Raw genomic sequence first — 17,261 nt, 5'->3', positions numbered from 1 at the left:
GTAAATCACTAACGCCTTAAAAATTTAATAAAGCCGTTTGATATTTGTATCAAGCGGCTTTTTATTGATAAGGTAACTAAAAGTAGGTATTACAAAAAATACGCTAATCGTCTATGGAGATAAATCATTGGAAAAAACATCCCCCTCTTCAATTGAAAACCAATTAAAATCTATTCAACAATTGATCCAACAGGCAAAATTCAATGACGCTATTAAATTAAGTAAACAACTGCAAGCACAAACAACAGATCAGCAAGTTCAAATTCAATTGTGGTATCTCATCGCTATTGCTCAACGTTATGGTAAAGAGTTTTCCAGCGCCTTAATCAGTATTAATGCATTACTTAAACTTGATGAATCACACAGCCGAGCGAATCAAGAACATGGCTATATTAACCTTGCTTTACAGCAATCTAATCAGGCTAAAATATGCTTTGAAAAAGCCGTAGCACTCAACCCTATCTTAGTCGCTAGTTGGCAAGAGCTCATTGAACTTTATCGAGATCAACAGCAAATGGTTGATGTGCAAAAATGTGCAAACCAATTAGCTAAACTAAAGAAATTACCTCCTGCTCTACTGGCTGTAACTGAGTTAATGCATGAAGGTAAATTATTAAAGGCTGAACAAATTTGTCGGCACTTTTTACAAAATAATAAACGCCATGTCGATGGCATGTGTTTACTCGCTGAAATAGGTATTGAGCTAAAAATTTATGACGATGCTGAATTTTTACTTGCCAGCGCCCTTGAATTATCGCCTAACCATGTTCATGCACGCTCCTTGTATCTCAATCTGCTTATCCGTTTAGGTAAATACAAAGCAGCAGAACTGCAGGTTGACAGATTACTTGTTGAACAACCCGAAAATCTAAGCTTTAAAGTAGCCAAAGCCAATGTCTTAACCGGCTTAGGAGAAATAGACCAAGCCATTATTTTATTTGAGCAAGCCATAACAAAAGATAGCCAAATTGCTGGTTTCCATTTACAGCTAGGACATGCACTTAAAACTAAAGGTGACATAGCGCAAGCGGTTGCAGCTTATCAGAAAGCCTATCAAATAAGTCCTAGTTTTGGTGATGCCTTTTGGAGTTTAGCTAATACTAAAACCTATCGTTTTAGCGATGAGGAAATTGAAAAAATGCAAGTGCAGCAAGGGGATAAAGACTTAGCGTTAGTCGATAAAGTTCAGCTACATTTTGCTACAGGTAAAGCCTTTGAAGACAGGAAAGAGTATCAGCAAGCCTTTCAATCTTATCAACAGGGAAATACATTACAGCATGCTCATAATGGCTTTGACATCAATAAAATAGAACAACAGATCACAGAACAAATTAGCTACTGCACTCGTGAATTATTTGAAGTACGTGGAAATTTAGGACTTAATTCAGCTGATCCTATTTTTATTGTCGGTCTGCCTCGAGCAGGCTCAACTTTACTCGAACAAATACTTGCCTCTCACAGTCAGGTTGATGGCACGATGGAACTGCATAATATTTTGGGTTTAGCCGCACGATTACGAGGCCAAAATAATAAAGAAGGTCAATACCCCAAAAATTTAGGTGAAATCAATCCTGATTATTTTAAACGTTTTGGCCAACAGTTTATTGATGAAACTCAAGTATACCGAGAACAAGCACCATTATTTATAGATAAAATGCCCAATAACTTCATTCACATTGGCTTGATACGTTTAATACTGCCTAATGCTAAGATTATTGATGCAAGGCGATCACCAATGGCTTGTTGTTTTAGTGGTTTTAAGCAGTTATTTGCTGAAGGACAATATTTTAGCTACAACCTTGAAGACATTGGTCGTTATTACCAAGCTTATCTAAAGTTAATGGCGCATTGGGATAAGGTTTTACCGGGTTATGTTTTAACCGTTAATCATGAAGATGTCGTTGATGACTTGGAAAGACAAGTACGAAGAATGCTTGATTTTTGTGGTTTGGAATTTGAGCAATCATGTCTTGATTTTCATAAAACGCAGCGCAATATTAAAACGCCAAGTTCAGAGCAAGTTCGTCAACCCATTTATAAAAGTGCCACCGAACAATGGCGACACTTTGAACAGTATTTAGCGCCATTGAAAGAGATAGTAAACATAGACTGAGCTATTGCTTGAATCCAACTGGACAACGTTGGATTCAAGTTAATAACAATCTGAATTAACTACATAGACGTAGATTATTGCTTTACTTACTTTGCGTTAATAGCATCAGCCATTGATTGCTCAGCAATTTTCTCTAACCAATTAAGATCAACTGTTTGGTGAGCTTCACAGATAAACCAAGGTTCACGTGAATCTGGCTCTAACATTACACCATTGTCGATTAAGTTAAGGGCGAATTGCGTGTAAAGGTCACTGTTGGTTTGTTTCCAGTCACGATAATTCTGCGGTACTTTACTACCAAAGTGTACTCCAAACATTGCATCAGGGCCTGCAAAACAATGCTCAACGCCAAATTGTGTAAAAACACGCGAAAGCAATGTCTGAATTTTTTGACCTACACTGGCAATAGTTTCAAGAGCATCGGTTTCTTTAAGCACGGTTAACGTCGCTTTTGCTGCACTTAAAGCAACCATATTGGCAGTATAAGTCCCGCCGTGAGTAACGCCATCTTTATCAAAAGATATAGTGTCCATTACTTCCGCTCGCCCGCCAAAAGCAGCAACAGGGTAACCATTGCCCATAGCTTTAGCATAAGTGGTTAAATCGGCAAAAATTCCATACAGTGATTGTGCGCCACCTTTAGCAACACGAAAACCAGTTTTCACTTCATCCATGATCAACAACGAGCCTTTGCTATCACAAACGTCTCGTAATTTTTGCATATAAGCTTGAGTTGAGGCAATAGAGCCACAGTTGCCCATAATAGGTTCTATTAATATAGCGGCAATATCATCGCCATACTTTGCAAAAACAGCATCTATGGCATCACAATCATTCAGTGGTACGCTGACTTGATGTTCGCGAGTACTTGTTGGAATGCCGCCACCAAAAGGTACGATTTCAGGGTCTTCTTGCGTGTTAACATCCCAGTTATCAACATCTGATTTCCACATAACTTCATCATGCAAACCATGGAAACCACCTTCCACAACAACAATCTTGTTACGTTTAGTAAAACCACGTGCCGTACGCACTGCACCAATAACAGCTTCGGTGCCTGAATTAGAGAAGCGCATTTTATCGATATTAGGACAAAGTGATTTCACTAACTCAACTACATCAGAATCAAGGCCAGTCGAAAAGCCAGAAATTGTGCCAACCTGAGTAATCGCGTTAATCACTTCGTTATCAACTCGCTCATCACGATAACCTAAAATAATAGGGCCATAAGCTAGGCGAAAATCGACAAAAGTCTGCTCGTCGCAATCAGTAATAGTACAACCTTTCATGCTACTTAAAAATACGGTGTTTTCTTCACCCCAGTAACGATAGCTATCCGCTACACCTAACGGCATATTATTAACGGCTCTTTTAAACAGTGCGTTGCTATTTGGTTTGTTTTTCTTCGTCATGGGGAATTCTCCATCTTAATAAATTATTTTTAATAATAGCTGTAAATTTGAGTCCAAAGACTTAATTTTGGCGCTGATAATACAGCGCTAATGCAATGACTGGAAGCGCTATGCGCATTATTAGAGATTGAAAGGCTCAATATTAACAATTCTTAACTTAATAGCGTAAAAATCAACCTTCGGTAACTAAGATAATCGACAGTGGACCATGGTTATAACGGTTAATTACTGTCCTTCTTGGATTTGTCCAACAATGAGTACTGGTGCAGCATCAAGTTCTTCTGCATCCATCATTGCAGCAATACGCTCAACTGAGGATAATAACTGACTTTGTTCCCAAGATTCGAGTCCCTGATAACGTTTGATAAAATGTTCTTGCAGTGGTTTTGGCGCACCTTGCAGTAGCACATCCCCAGTAGATGAAAGGTACAGCTCGACTTTACGCTTGTCTAACTGACTACGTTTACGTATAACTAATTCTTTTGCTTCTAAACGGTCAATAATACTGGTAACTGTTGCAGGGCTCAGATTAATTTCGTTAGCAACCTGTTTTGCCATTGGTCCATCTAACTGGGCAATCTTGGTCATTACCATCAACTGAGGACCCGTTAATCCTGATTTTTTATTCAGTTGTTTAGAATGTATGTCTATCGCACGGATCACTTGGCGTAATGAAATTAAAAGCTGTTCGTATTTTTCCATAGTTATCTACTCATTTAGCCCCTGAAAATTCAGGGACTATCATCTAAGTAGATTATAAACTAAATGTATGAGATACCGATAGCACTACACGTGCATCAGCCGCATCATAATCCATAGTCGTGTTTTCAAAAGCAAGATCAAAATCAAGCGTTTTCCAACTTGTCATGTACTCAACACGGTAATGGTTGTAGGCATCTTTACCATCCCATGCCCATTTATTTTCATCCGCTGAAGTTGAACGATCGAAAGTCACCTTAATGTTGTGCCCTGGCGATACTTCTACGGTATGAGCAATCATGGCGATGTAGTGACTCACATCTAAACCAAAATAATCCCAGCTATACCAAAAGTTTACTTCACTATCACCCAAAGATGAGCTGTAACCAAATTTAGCATAAGCTTCAGGGTAATTGTAAGTGTCAGAGGCGTCATCACCATGATAAGTGTAATAAGCGATACCTGTATCTAGACCTATTTTGTCATTAAGCTGAAAATATTGTCCTACGTAAGCATCCCACTCAATGTTGGTATCTTCACCTGAGCCAAAATCAACATTAGAAGCCCAAGTGCCCGCATAAAATCCGCTGTCTGCAGCATAATCCAAACTCGCTTGTAGCGCAGGATCATTACCTGTTTGGCTAACACCGTTAAAGGTGTAATCAGAAGCTAAGTTAACTGTTGCCGATACATCAGCTAAAGCGCTAGTAGAAAGTGTTAGTAAACAAGTTGTTGCTGCTGCAATTAAAGTTTTATTCATAATTTTTATACTCATTAATTTTTGACTGATGAAACTAGTTTATTAGTTCTATTTTATTAAAATCGATTTCATTTTCTTCTGGTGAACACTTTATCTCACTGACTTCTTTAAACTTGGTCAATAGGATATAACCAAAACAAGTGAAAAACAGTCCGATAACTACGGCACCAACCCATTGAATTTGTAGGAAATCCAACTTAAATAACAACGTAAGTAAGCTTAGCGCAATTATATTGCCCAAAAAGTATTTTACTTTGCCCACGCGGTCCACACTTAAATTTAAGTTATCCGTGTATAAGCGAATTAAGGAATCAAGCGAGTTGATCACAAAAGTAACACCTACAATAGCCATCATTATATTATAAAAACCCGCAGTTTCCAGTCCGTTAACACTGTAGTAATACAACACTGTGAACCATATCGCGATAGGGATTGATGGGAATATCAACATTGCTGCCAACACCTGATAAGTACGTAAACCACCAACAAAACGAGCAGTGAACTGGCCAATCATAATACTCCAAGCAAACCACCAGTATAGGTAGAATTCATGATAATCATTTAATGGCAGAACGAATTCGTGGATATTACCAAAATAACCGCCAAGTAAAGAAAGCGTACTGGCAAATTCACCTATACTTGAACCTTCAACAAGAAAAGCACCACTCCACATCACGGCAATCAAACCGATAAACAACCAAGTAGTCGCTAGGCTAAGCAAACGTACATAACGTATGCTAGTACTTGAATAGACAGCAGCAGCAATCACTAAGAAAACAATCAGATAGAAACTACCAATAATTGATTCGCCATCACCAAGCTCAGGTACATACCACGGCAAGTTGGTGAGCAATAAATACGCGGTAAACGCACAGGTGCCTATGATGACCACATTGTTAATCAACTTAATCAAAGGTATTTGAAAAAATTGTACCCGTGGTTCAATAACACAGAAGTAAAAACACGTTAGGAAGTAGAAGCCCCAAATAAGAAAAGCCCAAAAACCAAATTCGATAGACAAAGCATTAGTAAACGAATACTCAGGACTCGCTGCTAAATCGGCATAACCCGCAAATTCTGTCAACGGGAACATGATAAGTCCTACATCAAGCCCAGATGTGAACAAAATAGCAATGAAGGTAAATGTTTTAACGGGCGTCACACCAACACAGCGAATATTTCCCCAGCGATATAACACAAAGGCAATGGCGGCAAAGGTAAATAAAATCCCTGCAGATAACCAAGCGGTCATAACTGACCACCGATGATGGTTTTAATAAATGTAAACACGTATTACTCCTCTTTCTTTATTGTATACCCGTTATCATTCAAGATGCATGTTTCAGAGTGCTTGAGCAATTTCAATTCAAGGCGCTGTGATGAAATAAGGGTTATTCCCTTATAAATCATAGCAACGATGAAGTGATGTTGCTCAAGCGCTTCTACGATGGGTTTAAAATGACTTTATACGTCGGTTAATAATCAAACCATAGAATGACTATGCTTTAATTATCAACCTTGCCTAAAGGGCATTTTAATTCCCACTGACACCTGCACTTTGAATGGTAACGGGTATTGTTAAAGCATTCGGTTTTACCTCAAACAGCAGTGAATTAATTAATGCATATAGTTTGAAGCTTCAAATTTTAAATATCGTCACCATGTATACCCGTTTCAGCTGAAAATTTTTTCTTCATATGAAACGGGAATAACTCTATTGATAGCTATAATTAACGCCTGAAAGAATGCTCACGGTTAAACTGGTTTAATTATTTTTATATTTTTCTTTTTGGCTCGTTCGCACGTTGTTGTTGCTGCCAATTTGGTGCAATCTTAACTTCAGCTTGGGATGGTGCTAATGTTTCACGACCTAAAATAAGATCAGCCGCACGTTCGGCAACCATTATCGTCGGCGCATTAAGATTACCGTTAGGAATGGTTGGGAAAATAGACGAGTCGACAACGCGTAATCCCTCAATACCATGCACTTTAGTGTCCGAGTCAACAACTGACATTTCATCACTGCCCATTTTACATGAGCAAGATGGGTGATAAGCACTCTCAACAGATTGGCGAACAAAGGCATCTATTTCTTCATCACTTTGAACTGCAATACCTGGCTGAATTTCTTCGCCACGATAGTCATCAAGTGCACTTTGGTGAATAATTTCTCGGGTTAAACGCACACAGGCGCGGAAACCTTCGCGATCTTCTTCATGCTCAAGGTAATTAAAACGAATTTGTGGATGTGCTTTAGGGTCGGTTGATATCGCTTTAACAGCACCGCGACTTTTCGGTTTGTTATGGCCAATATGCACCTGAAAACCATGACCAGCAAAGGCTTCTTTACCATCGTAGCGCATTGCTGCCGGTAAAAAATGGTATTGTAAATCTGGCCATTCAACATTCGCTTTAGAGCGAATAAAACCACATGACTCAAAGTGATTGGTAGCGCCTAAGCCTTTTTTAGTGAAAAACCAACGGCTGCCAATCAAAAATTTGTTCCACAAACCTAGCTGACCATTAAGTGAGATGGGTTTTTTACATTTGAATTGAAAGTAAAATTCCAGATGATCTTGTAAGTTTTGACCAACACCAGGTAAGTCATGTTTAAGCTCAATGCCCGCTTCTTGCAATACTTCTTTAGGACCGATACCTGATAACTGTAACAGATGTGGTGAACCAATAGGCCCAGCCGATAAAATAACGTCTTTATCAACACTTACGTCGAATATTTTTCCTTTACGTTCATAACGTACGCCAACGGTTTTTTTACCTTCGAGTAAAACCTTATGTACTAAAGCGTGGGTTATTACGGTTAAATTACTGCGCGTCATTGCTGGGCGAAGGTAAGCATTAGAAGTTGAACAACGCACACCGTTTTTAACCGTCATGTGCATAGGACCAAAACCTTCCTGTGCAGCAGCATTATAATCATCGGTAGCAAAATAACCGGCTTCAACGCCTGCATCAACAAACGCTTGATACAGCGGGTTTTTCATTTCGTTGCCGTTATTTACCCCTAATGGCCCGGTTTTACCACGGTATTCATTACCGTCGAAAGCCCAGGTTTCAGCTTTTTTAAAATAAGGTAAACAATGAGCGTAATCCCAGTTTTTAGCGCCATGTTGCTGCCATTCATCAAAATCTCTCGCATGACCACGAACATAAACCATGCCATTAATAGATGAAGAACCACCTAAAACCTTGCCTCTAGGACAATGCATGCGGCGTTCATCAAGATATGGCTCAGGTTGGGTTTCAAACTGCCAAGCATATTTCTTGGTATTCATTGGAATTGACAATGCCGTTGGCATTTGAATAAAAATACTTTTATCACTTCCGCCAGTTTCAAGTAACAATACGCGATTATTACTGTCTTCACTTAAACGGTTAGCTAGTACACAGCCCGCAGAGCCGGCACCAACAATAATGTAATCAAATTTTTCGCTATTCATGTAAAACTCTTACCTGTTACTTTTTTTGCTACTTTTTTCTACTTTCATTAACAGTAATCCACATACTTAACACTGTGGATTAATGTCCGAATATATTATCGAAAATCCTCTTTAAAAAGGACTATCAAGTGGCTGTAACCCAACATAGACTGCTTTAATTTGAGTGTAATGATTAAGCGTAACAAGGCCATTTTCACGGCCAATACCAGATTGCTTATAACCCCCAACAGGCATTTGTGCAGGTGATGCACCAAAGCTATTTATCCAGCAAATCCCTGCTTGCATTTGATGGATAACACGGTGAGCACGAGTAATGTCTTGGGTAAATACGCCTGCTGCTAAGCCAAATTCAGTTGCGTTAGCTCTAGTCACTACTTCATCTTCATCAGTAAAGGTTAGTACAGACATCACTGGACCGAAAATTTCTTCACGGCAAATTGTCATATCATCCGTACAATCAGTAAAAATAGTCGGCGCAATAAAATAGCCATCCGGTGCATTTTCTGGTTGTAGCGATGTACCGCCATGAAGCAGTGTAGCGCCTTCTTTAATGCCGATATTGATATAATCTAATACCAGCTTAAAGTGCTTTGACGAGATAAGCGCACCAAAATTAGTCGCTGGATCCATTGGATCACCCACTACAATATTTTGGCGAGTACGTTCAACTAGTTTCTCAATAAAGGTTGGATAGACAGATTCTTGCACGAATACCCGCGTACCATTAGTACAAACTTCACCTTGAGTATAGAAGTTACCTAACATAGCCGCAGAAACCGCATTGTCGATATCAGCATCATCAAAAATTATCAGCGGTGACTTTCCGCCAAGCTCCATGGTGACATCTTTAAGCGTAGTAGCGGCACCTGCCATGACTTTCTTACCAGTACCGACTTCACCGGTAAAAGAAACTTTAGCAATCTCGGTATGATGAGTTAACCAAGAGCCTATCTCTCCTGCGCCCTGAACAACATTAAATACGCCATTAGGAATACCTGCTTCGGTAAATATTTCCGCAAGTTTTAATGCGCCTAACGGTGTTTCTTCTGATGGTTTAAAGATCATCGAATTACCACACGCTAGCGCTGGGGCAGCTTTCCAACAGGCTATCTGTATTGGGTAATTCCAAGCACCAATACCTGCGCAAATACCCAACGCTTCACGACGAGTGTAATAAAAGTCACCATCAACTTGTTGTTGATTACCTTCAATACCAGGGGCTAAGCCCGCAAAAAATTCAATAGAATCAGCACCTGACTCCACATCAACCACTGAGGCTTCTTGCCATGGTTTACCGGTATCAAGTACTTCAATTTCTGCCAATTCATCATTACGATCACGTAATAAGGCTACCGCTTTAAGTAAAATTCGGCTGCGCTGTGTAGCGCTCATTGCAGACCACGTAGCAAAACCACGCTGGGCACTTGCTATTGTCTCTTGTTTAATTTTTTCATCAGCAACTTCAACCTGATAAATAACTTTTCCCGTTGCAGGGTTAATCACATCAAATGTTTCACCACTGTCATTCGCCATGTAGGCACCATCGACAAAATTTCTATAACGTATTAACGACAATTGACATCTCCAGACTGTTTAATACCAATATCACTAACTATGTGATCATTTCTACTTGTTAAAATCACCAACTACTTTGTTATTTATTTAATAATTAGAACAACTAGTTATTAAAATAAATGCCTAGTAATTGGCAATTTTCCCTACGTATAAAGTAGATCACCTAATTAATGAAACTGGTATAAGCAGATCATTTATAAATTTTTTACATAATTGTTGAGCCTGTTTAAATTCTTCTTCAGGCCTCGGACTTAATGCGCTTCGTAACCAGAAACCATCAATCATCGCAGCGGTTTGTTTAGCCGCTATAACCGCTGAATCATCTGTTAATAATTGTCGAAAAGAAAAAAGTAGGTTGCTGTACAAGCGTTTACTGTTGATATGTTGTAACCGAGCTAGTCCGGGTTGGTGCATAGACTGCGCCCAGAAGCTTAGCCAGGTTTTTGTTGCGGGTGCTGAACGTTGTAATTGGGTGAAGTTTGCCTCAATGATCATTTCAAGTCGTTCAGTCGCACTAAGGTTAGGCTGACTAACACGTTCTAGTAAGGCTGACTTCAATTGATCCAACAGATGTTTAACCGTTGCTTCGACTAATCCCTGCTTACCACCAAAATAATGACTAATGATGCCTGACGATAATCCGGCGATCCTGCTAATGGTAATAATAGTGGTGTTTTGTAAGCCGTATTGCGCCACAGATTCTAAAGTAGCGTTAATTAATTGCTGTTTTCGTAGTGGTTTCATTCCAACTTTTGGCATTCATCTCTCAAAATCTTTTTTAATTGAACGTTCAATTAATTATAATACTAACGATTTTAACCAAAAACATCAAGTGACAATAATTATAAAACGATCGAGAAATGGCTTGAAACAGCTAAAAACAACGTAATAATTAGCACTAATGACTAAGTGAAAATTTACCATTGAAAGTAAAAGGTTCGTATTCTAACTATCTCTATTGAGTTTTATTAATGAATAAAATAATGAATAAACCAGTTGAAAATAATTAGAGATAAATGAGGATTAACAAGAATTGATAAGAGGGTAATCTAAAATATTCAAATACCACTAAGTACCACATCCTATTTCATAGTAATATTCATGACTAATTTAAGTTATAAAATACATTTGAAACAATAGCTTGATAGTTAATTGTCATTTTTCTTAACGACATGAATTAACAACCGCTAAATACGGTATTCAAGAAATAGTTGAGCTGTGCATAAAGGCTTTATTGATATCTGGCTTATTCGCTGTTCACTGAATAAAAATAATCCTTTAAAGCATCAATAAATGCAGTAGTACGCTGTGAAATGAATTTTCTATTAGGATAAAGAACATGAAGATCAGCTCCTCCTGAAGTTCCAGTTCTACTAAAATCATATTGGTAATTATCCATGATGGTCACTAAGCGTTTCGCTTTTAGATCATCGGCGATATCCCAATATGACTTTAGTGCAATGCCAGCGCCTTCAACGGTCCAACGCCGAATCAAAGCACCATCATTGGAAGCACGAGCCCCTTTAATTGAAACAGAACTATTTTCACCCGTTCGTTGAAAATACCAAGTAGTTAGAGGTTCGGTCATACGTACCATGGTTAAACAATCATGATCTGTTAACTCTTCTGGTAACCTTGGTGTGCCTTTTCGTTTCAAATAATCAGGTGAGGCACATAATACTCGGCGATTGCTCGCCAATCTACGTGCTATTAGCGTACTGTCTTTTAGGTTGCCATAACGGATGCCTAAATCGAAACCGTTTCCGACTAAGTCAACAACACTGTCAGATAGATAGAGATAAGGTGTAATGCCAGGATGCTCTTCTACAAACGTTGATAATACCGGTGCTATATGTTGTTGACCAAGATCAGACGGCGCAGTTATATGTAGTGCACCAGTAAAACTTGTTTGGCCTGTTTGTAATGACGTTTCAGCCTGCTCGACTTCAGCTAAAATACGCTCACAAGAGATGTAGAATTTTCGTCCCTCATCAGTTAAAGATACCTGACGAGTTGTCCGGTTAAGAAGCCGAACGCCATATCTTTCTTCTAACCCGTTTATTCGCGCTGTCATTCTTGCAGGTGAAAGTCCTACTTCCCTTCCTGCAGCAGCCAAACCTTGATTTTTTATCACCCTGACAAACAAGTCAATATCGCCGAGCTTATCCATATCGTGTTGTCTTGCTCATATTATTCCGAATTACAGAAGAATGTTTTAACAATTATGGTAATTGTTTTGTTTATTAGCAAGACCTATTATTTAACTCACAAAACACATGGCAAGTAATTAAAGGGATAGAACATGCATATTAATCACGTTTTAGTGCTAACGACAGACCTTAAAGCAATGGAGGAATTTTGGACCAAATTGATTGGTTTACACATAGGAAATCGTCCACCTTTTCCATTCAATGGATTATGGATGTATAACGAAGAAAAGCCATTAATACATATCGCCGAGCAACCTCACTCAGTTTTTAGCAATGGTTCAATTGCCCATGTTGCACTTGAAGGCGCCGATTACAGTGCACTACTGAAGCGACTTAATGATAGCACTCACACCTTTACCGAAAAGGTAGTACCTATTTCAAATGAACGACAGGTATTTATTATCGGCCCTGATGGCTTAACTGTAGAAATGCTTTTTCCCCTTAATGGCCAACAAAAGCTAATTAAAGAAACAGCAGAAATAAAGACTCAACTGACATATCAAACTAACGAAAATCTACAATTTTTAGGAGGAAAAATATTATGAAAAACTCAATTTTATTTAGCTCAAAGAAGTTAGGTACATTCAAAGCAAGTAATAGGATTGTCTTAGCACCCATGACGCGTTCACGTACCGCTCAACCTAACGATATCCCCACTGACTTAATGGCGGAATATTACGCACAACGCGCCAGCGCAGGTTTTATTATTACAGAAGCAACACAAATATCTGCACAAGGAAAAGGCTACTCATTTACCCCTGGTATGTTTACAGCTGAGCAAGTAACGGGTTGGAAAAAAGTGACTCAAGCTGTTCACCAGGCAAACGGCCATATCGTTTCTCAGTTGTGGCATGTCGGACGAATGTCTCATGCCTCATTCCACGCCGATGGACTACCTGTTGCACCATCAGCTATAGCGCCAGATGCACAAGTCTGGGTTGTTGGTGTTGACGGTATTGGCCGAATGCTAGATTGTCCAGTACCACGTGCGTTATCAAAGCAAGATATTAAAGAGATTATTCTCGATTATCGTCGCGCAGCCAGCAATGCTATCGAAGCGGGATTTGATGGTATTGAGATTCATGGTGGCAATGGTTATTTGATTGACCAATTTTTGCGTCGTAGTTCAAATAAACGTGACGATGAATACGGTGGTTCAATCACCAATCGATTACGGTTTGTTATGGAAGTGCTCGAAGCGGTAGGCGACGAAATTGGCGCAAATAAAGTAGGCATTCGCCTTGCTCCTTTCATAACACAACGCGGTATGGATGACGCTGAAGCAATAGATGCTATTTTACTCGCTAGTAAGAAGTTTAATGAAATGGGTTTAGATTACATTCATCTTTCAGAGGCTGATTGGGATGATGCACCAATGGTAAGTGATGAATTTAGACATGCCCTTCGTGCTAACTTTAACGGTAGTATTGTTGTTGCTGGTAATTACACTGCAAAAACAGGCGTTGATCTCATCGATACAGGTTTAGTAGACTTCGTCGCTTATGGACGAAAGTTCTTAGCTAACCCTGATTTACCTTACCGCTTTGGTCATGAATTGCCTTTAAACGAGATTACTGACACATCAACATTGTTTGGTGGAGATGCACGGGGTTATACCGACTATCCAAACTATGCTGACACTAAGTCAGTTAACTAAAGGCGTTTATATCGCTGTAACGACTTGAGAGCGGTTACAATTTTATATGCTGCTTAAATATTGAAAGATATTCATCTTTACGGTGACTAACGAGTAACATAGTACTGTGTTTTTGTTCGGATAAGTGTTCTAAAAAATTAAGCACTCTATGACGATTAAGTTCATCTAAACCTTGGGTCGGCTCATCTAAAATCAATAAATAGGGAGATTTAACCAAGGCTCTAGCGATTAAAGCTAAACGTTGTTCTCCATAACTTAACGTTCGAAAAGAACTATGTTGTTGCGCCAATAAACCTATTTTGTTTAACCATTGTCGAGCGATTTCTATTTTATGCTGTTCCGGTTGTTGGTAAAGACCAATAGAGTCATAAAAACCGGAAAGTACGACCGTTAACAAATCCCCATTAACTCGGTATTGTCGGTGTAATTCCGCACTGACAATACCCATGTCTTTCTTAAGTTCCCAGATGCTTTCACCCGAGCCTCTTTTGTAACCTAACACATGAATATCATTGCTATAACATTGAGTGCAATCGCCGGTAATTAACTGCATTAATGTCGACTTGCCACTGCCGTTCGGACCCGTTATCAGGGTATGCTGCAATGGCGTGATGCAAACATCTAAATCTTCAAAAACACTCACGCCCTTGTACTGAACTTTTCCCTTAATCAGTTTTACTAAATGGGGGTGCTTATAATCACACAATTCTTGCATGTTAGTTGGCCAACTAACATCGTCAGACACTGGCGCTAATAAAGCATCAAGTTGTCGCTTAGTTTCATCCGTGTCTAGCTTACCAACAACGTCAAGCTGTCCTCGTTCAATAAAAGCAATCTTGTTGCACCATGGGGGAATATCTTGTCGATTGTTTAGCATCAGTAAAACATTAATACCTGTTTTCGATAACCGCTCTAGCGCATTTGATAAAGCTAAGCAGGACGCTTCATCTAAGCTATCAAAGGGGTTATCGCATACCAAAAGCTCTACGCCATTAAATATTGCTTGTAAGATTAAGAGCTTTCTCCCCTCACCTGTACTTAGCTGACGATAACCACTTTCAAGTCGATGACTTAAACCAAACTCACTGATCAAAACATCGTTGAGTTTATCTTCGGGTAAAAAATCTTTCGCTTTAGTACCACTATCGTTGTCATTACTATTACCGGAAACATCAATTTTAAATTCATTTTCATAAACATCTTGTTGGCTTTCAAAAGAAACCATGCCTACTTTATCTGCATGAGGAATTTTAAACTCACTTACTGAGTCAGGCTGTAGAGTGCCCGTTAAAAGCTGATCAAGATATTGTTTTCCAGCGCCATTTCGCCCCAAAATACACCAGCTTTCATTTTCAAGTATTTGCCAACTTTTAATCGCTAACTTGGTGTGTTCAAAATTTGTAATGTTTATCATAAAAGAGTTCGGCTCAATGCTAGGTTTATTATTATTTATTAGATTAATAGCATTAAATTATCATCTACAGCTAAAAATAAAACCTACTTATAAAATATAAGTCATAACATCTACGATAAATTTACAGCTAAACTTCATTTAAAACCGCAAGAAAAGTAATCGAAAACAAATTATTAGACTAATTTAAGCCAAACTCTTTTTAACTAACAATTTTGCTGTTTCCTGTTGAGCATGCACGAAATATTTAATGTTAATATCTGCCAAGGCAACCTTTTCTTCAAGGGTGTTCACTTTAACCACTAAGTTTGCATCTGGATAATAATCCAGCACTGACTCACAAATTATTTGTTTATTTTTTAATGAGTTAACCGTGATAATAATACTGCTCGTTTGCTCTACGTTGAGTGATTCTAATACCGGCAGTTTATCTAAATGACCAAAATAAGCATTATAACCACGCTTTTTAGCAAGTAATACGTGTTGTAAATTATCGGAAATAATTAAAAAATCACCCCCTCGTTTAGCTAGTTCTTTAGCGACAATTCGGCCAATAATAGCAAAGCCACAAACGATGGTATGATTAGTTGTTTTTACCGCGGTTATGTTGTCTGCTTCAAAAAATTCGACCACAAAAATTGACGCTATTTTATAAATTTTGTTCACCATAAAAGGCGTTAGAATCATTGATAGTACCGTTATTAATATCAGGAAACTGCCTAACTCGTCGGTAATAATATGCTGATTTAGCGCCAGCGCAAAGATAGCGAAAGAGAACTCCCCTACTTGGCATAAGGCAACCGCAGATTTTATTGAGTCACTTTTATTCGATTGTTTTCTCATCAGCATATAAATGATTATTGCTTTGACAGCCATGACCAATACTAAAATACCCAGCACCCAATGCAGGTGATTAATAAAGTAATCAATATTTATTTTTGTGCCAATAGAAAAGAAAAATGCGCCTAAGAACAGATCTTTATATGAAGAAATGTCCGATTCTACTTTTATATGAAATTTAGTTTCAGCAATGATCATACCGGCGATAAATGCGCCTAATGAATAAGTAAAACCCATTTCATGGGCAAACAATGACGCCCCTAAAACAATGGTAAAAACAGAACTTAAAAACAACTCTTCCATTCGGGCATTAGACGAGAAATGCAGTAACCAGGCGATTATTTTTTTTCCCAAGGTGAACATGAAAATAATAATACCACTGGCATACAATAGTGTTTTTAATAAAACGTCGGTTAGTGATAATTCATTATTTGATAGGAAGCTCATTAGTAATAAAATAGGAATCACCGCTAAATCTTGAAAAACTAAAATAGCGACAGATTTTTCACCATAAGGGGTGACAATATCTTTTGATTTTTTGAGGTAAGGTAATACGATGGCCGTTGAAGACAAACTGAATGAAAGCGCAATAACTAATGACGATATAGCATCAAGATTAAAAGCATAAAATGCCAAGATAAAAATAATTAAAGCGCTAAATGCCACCTGCATAAAACCATTATAAAATATTAGTTTTTTCATTTTGCCTAATTTAGCAAAAGACATTTCCAAACCGATAGTAAACATGAGAAAAACAATACCAAACTCACCAATAAGTTCTAGGGAGTCAAGATTTTCACTGCCATTAAAGTCGAAAAGCGTGCTAACCACAGTGCCGGTAATGATGTAGCCAATAATATGGGAAATCGAAAATTTGGTTAATATAATATTTATAACGCTAGCAATGGCTAACGATATGGCAATGATTACCAGAATGGAATCCATTTTGTCTCCTAAAGTGAAACTAAAAAGTTACACCAATTATTTATAAAGGGTTATGTGGGTAATTAAAAATTGATGAATAAATTTACTTATTACTCTTATGCACATTACAGACCAGTAAAAGTGCAAAAAGCATCTACTACCCACAATAAATAAACACTAATTTTCAATCACTTAAAATAAA

At 38.3% G+C, this 17,261-nt stretch carries 13 protein-coding genes; 3 read left to right on the top strand and 10 right to left on the bottom strand.

Annotated elements, in window-relative coordinates; all coding sequences use genetic code 11:
- The first annotated feature begins 127 nt into the window (after window positions 1-127).
- On the top strand, window positions 128-2,113 hold the full coding sequence (locus CXF85_RS14735; protein ID WP_101229406.1) for a tetratricopeptide repeat-containing sulfotransferase family protein: 1,986 nt from the start codon (window positions 128-130) through the stop codon (window positions 2,111-2,113).
- An 86-nt stretch (window positions 2,114-2,199) separates the two neighbouring features.
- Here the strand turns inward: CXF85_RS14735 and CXF85_RS14730 are convergent, their stop codons facing one another.
- The 8 genes from CXF85_RS14730 to CXF85_RS14695 form a co-directional block, all read right to left on the bottom strand.
- Window positions 2,200-3,525, bottom strand: coding sequence for an aspartate aminotransferase family protein (locus CXF85_RS14730; protein ID WP_101229405.1), 1,326 nt, complete (start codon window positions 3,523-3,525; stop codon window positions 2,200-2,202).
- Window positions 3,526-3,750: 225 nt separating this feature from the next.
- Window positions 3,751-4,227, bottom strand: a complete 477-nt coding sequence (locus CXF85_RS14725; RefSeq protein WP_101229404.1) for a MarR family winged helix-turn-helix transcriptional regulator — start codon at window positions 4,225-4,227, stop codon at window positions 3,751-3,753.
- Window positions 4,228-4,279: 52 nt separating this feature from the next.
- Window positions 4,280-4,984, bottom strand: coding sequence for a TorF family putative porin (locus CXF85_RS14720; protein ID WP_101229509.1), 705 nt, complete (start codon window positions 4,982-4,984; stop codon window positions 4,280-4,282).
- A gap of 34 nt (window positions 4,985-5,018) precedes the next feature.
- Complete coding sequence (locus CXF85_RS14715) at window positions 5,019-6,236, bottom strand: choline transporter (RefSeq protein WP_101229403.1); 1,218 nt, start codon at window positions 6,234-6,236, stop codon at window positions 5,019-5,021.
- 523 nt (window positions 6,237-6,759) lie between these two features.
- The gene (gene betA / locus CXF85_RS14710; protein ID WP_101229402.1) at window positions 6,760-8,442 is read right to left on the bottom strand and encodes a choline dehydrogenase; all 1,683 of its coding nucleotides are present in this window, start codon (window positions 8,440-8,442) and stop codon (window positions 6,760-6,762) included.
- Between the two features lie 111 nt (window positions 8,443-8,553).
- On the bottom strand, window positions 8,554-10,017 hold the full coding sequence (betB, locus tag CXF85_RS14705) for a betaine-aldehyde dehydrogenase (RefSeq protein ID WP_101229401.1): 1,464 nt from the start codon (window positions 10,015-10,017) through the stop codon (window positions 8,554-8,556).
- Window positions 10,018-10,176: 159 nt separating this feature from the next.
- Window positions 10,177-10,776: a transcriptional regulator BetI gene (gene betI / locus CXF85_RS14700; protein ID WP_101229400.1), complete on the bottom strand. Its 600-nt coding sequence runs from the start codon at window positions 10,774-10,776 to the stop codon at window positions 10,177-10,179.
- 487 nt (window positions 10,777-11,263) lie between these two features.
- On the bottom strand, window positions 11,264-12,187 hold the full coding sequence (locus CXF85_RS14695) for a LysR family transcriptional regulator (RefSeq protein WP_101229399.1): 924 nt from the start codon (window positions 12,185-12,187) through the stop codon (window positions 11,264-11,266).
- A gap of 132 nt (window positions 12,188-12,319) precedes the next feature.
- Between CXF85_RS14695 and CXF85_RS14690 the strand changes: the two genes are divergently transcribed.
- Window positions 12,320-12,772, top strand: coding sequence for a VOC family protein (locus CXF85_RS14690; protein WP_101229398.1), 453 nt, complete (start codon window positions 12,320-12,322; stop codon window positions 12,770-12,772).
- Window positions 12,769-13,884: an alkene reductase gene (locus CXF85_RS14685; RefSeq protein WP_101229397.1), complete on the top strand. Its 1,116-nt coding sequence runs from the start codon at window positions 12,769-12,771 to the stop codon at window positions 13,882-13,884. Before CXF85_RS14690 ends, CXF85_RS14685 begins: the two co-directional genes overlap by 4 nt.
- Window positions 13,885-13,918: 34 nt before the next feature.
- Here the strand turns inward: CXF85_RS14685 and CXF85_RS14680 are convergent, their stop codons facing one another.
- Window positions 13,919-15,298, bottom strand: a complete 1,380-nt coding sequence (locus CXF85_RS14680; protein ID WP_101229396.1) for an ATP-binding cassette domain-containing protein — start codon at window positions 15,296-15,298, stop codon at window positions 13,919-13,921.
- Window positions 15,299-15,481: 183 nt separating this feature from the next.
- Entirely contained in the window at window positions 15,482-17,080 is a 1,599-nt protein-coding gene (locus CXF85_RS14675) for a cation:proton antiporter domain-containing protein (protein ID WP_101229395.1), read from the bottom strand.
- Window positions 17,081-17,261: the final 181 nt, after the last annotated feature.

Source organism: Colwellia sp. 75C3 (genome assembly GCF_002836255.1).
GTDB lineage: Bacteria > Pseudomonadota > Gammaproteobacteria > Enterobacterales > Alteromonadaceae > Colwellia.
This window is presented reverse-complemented; position numbering and strand designations above follow the sequence as displayed.